General features: G+C 67.5%; 3 protein-coding genes. 1 reads left to right on the forward strand and 2 read right to left on the reverse strand.

Going from position 1 to position 1,947, the window contains the following annotated elements:
- The coding region (locus MPTA5024_RS07430; RefSeq protein ID WP_232326269.1) for an alpha/beta fold hydrolase at nucleotides 1–831 on the forward strand (831 nt) is incomplete at its 5' end.
- Nucleotides 832–843: 12 nt separating this feature from the next.
- Here the strand turns inward: MPTA5024_RS07430 and MPTA5024_RS07435 are convergent.
- Both MPTA5024_RS07435 and MPTA5024_RS07440 read right to left on the reverse strand, forming a co-directional pair.
- Nucleotides 844–1,293 carry an ASCH domain-containing protein gene (locus tag MPTA5024_RS07435; RefSeq protein ID WP_036323527.1) on the reverse strand — a complete coding sequence of 150 codons (450 nt, stop codon included), beginning with the start codon at nucleotides 1,291–1,293 and terminating at the stop codon, nucleotides 844–846.
- A gap of 115 nt (nucleotides 1,294–1,408) precedes the next feature.
- The coding region (locus tag MPTA5024_RS07440; protein WP_036321017.1) for a hypothetical protein at nucleotides 1,409–1,947 on the reverse strand (539 nt) is incomplete at its 5' end.

The raw sequence follows: 1,947 nt of genomic DNA on the forward strand, positions 1-1,947 counted from the left end.
CCTGTCCCGGTGACCGTACCTCGGACCGTCACAGTCCACGGCTCCCCCGTCCACATCCTGGAGACCGGCACCGGACCCACGGTGCTGATGCTGCACGGCTCCGGACCCGGTACGACCGGATCCGGCGCCTGGGCAACGACGGCACAGGCGCTGGACACGTCCTGGCACCTGGTGGCTCCTGACCAGGCCGGGTTCGGCCGTACACCTGTCCCGGCGGGCTCCAGGGGTGGGCTCCGGCTGTGGACGGAGCAGGCCGCGGGCCTGATGGATGCTCTCGGTGTCGAGAACTACGCCGTGGTGGGTCACTCCATGGGCGGTGCCGTGGCGCTGGCGTTGGCGGCCGCACGTCCCCAGCAGGTCACCCGTGTCGTGGCGGTCTCGACGATGGGCGCCCCCGGGGCGCCGCTGTCCGCCGAGCTCGACGCGGTATGGGCCGCCCCCGCCGACCCGCTCGGGGCACGAGACATGTTGAGTCGCCTCGTCCTCGACCAAGCGCTCGTGACCGAGTCGGCCGTCGCTGCCCGTGCGGCTGCGATGCGAGCGGGGGCGGCCGCATACGCGTCGTTGTTCCCCCCACCCAGGGCACGTTGGGCCGAGGACCTCACCCTCTCGGCGCAAACGCTGGCAGGGGTCCGCGCGCCCGTGCTGCTCGTCCACGGCGCCGAGGACCGCGTCACCCCGCTCGGGACGGCAGCCCTGCCCCTGCTCGAACACCTGGCCGATGTCCGTCTGCACGTGCTCGGCCGATGCGGGCACGTGCCGGCGCTCGAGCACCCGTACGACTTCAGGCGACTCCTGTCGTGCTTCCTCGGCCGGGAACGAGGTCACTAACCGCTGCGACCGTCAAGCTGGGCGGAGGTCGGCAATGACTCGGAAGCGTTCCAAGACCACTCGAGTGGTGTCGTCGACTGTGAAAGCCGCATCGCCGAGATACGAGCGCATCTCCGGACTGTGCCAGAACTCCTCATGGGCCGCTCGCCACTGCGTGACCGCCGTGTAGCCCTCGCCCTCGTCTCTGGCATGAGCGTCGTCCACCTCCCCCAGTGGCACAACGCGCACACTCGTCACCTCGATCACAGCCACCGGCCGGTTGATGGAGTCCACCACTGTCGACCGCTCGCCCACCTTGGGCAGGGGCTCGCCCGACTGCGCATACTCGATGGCCAGAGAGGTCGTGGCGACTTTGCGCCCGTCAAGGATCGCTGCGACAAGAGCATCGCGAAGCAAGCCGGGGAAGGCGAACTCGGCTCTCGGCAAGGGAGCCGGATCAACAAGTCGGCTGGAGTCGGTCATCACGTCGCATCACCCTAGCGACCTCGTGACTACCCAAGCCTTACCGCTGGTCGCCGGGGCCGATGTCTCATGTGCTCCCGTCATCCCATAAGGGCGTCACGTGTCAGGCTGCGGTTCAGGAGGGCGGCCGTCCGTTCACGTCGACCCACAGGCGCCTGGGTGGAGGTTTGATCTTGACGCGGTCTCCCCAGTGCCTGTAGAAGGTGGTCCACTTCATCGTCCGCACTCTCTCCGCCTCAAGGGCGTCCCAGACGATGGAGACGGTGAAGCGCCGCGGCAGATCGTCGGGTCCGACCCATAGCCTCCACCTGATTCGCCCTCCGGGCTCCGGCCCTTTCTCGAGTCCGAACAGGATGCCCACCCCACTCGGCTGAATCTCCGGCACCGTGACATCACCGAAATACAGGATGGTCGGCACGCCGTCCACCTTTCCACTGGAGGTGGAATCGGCACCCGGGGCGATCAGCTGGAGGAACCCTGGGCTGAGACCCTCGACAAGGGCGTCCGTCTGCGGAAAACCCTCGTCCCGCAAGTAAACCCACTTCTTTCCTGGTGGAATGGATGCGGTCGCGCTGAACTGCATGTAGCTGTCCCTGCCAATGGTGATCTCCCGCACGCTGTTCGCACCGAAGGGGAGCTTGCTGACTTCCGTGA

This window comes from Microbispora sp. ATCC PTA-5024 (assembly GCF_000511135.2).
Lineage (GTDB): Bacteria > Actinomycetota > Actinomycetes > Streptosporangiales > Streptosporangiaceae > Microbispora > Microbispora corallina.

Bases quoted from the DNA above. Each gene is read 5' to 3' on its own strand.
- MPTA5024_RS07435 (WP_036323527.1), bottom strand. From the start codon at position 1,293: ATGACCGACTCCAGCCGACTTGTTGATCCGGCTCCCTTGCCGAGAGCC.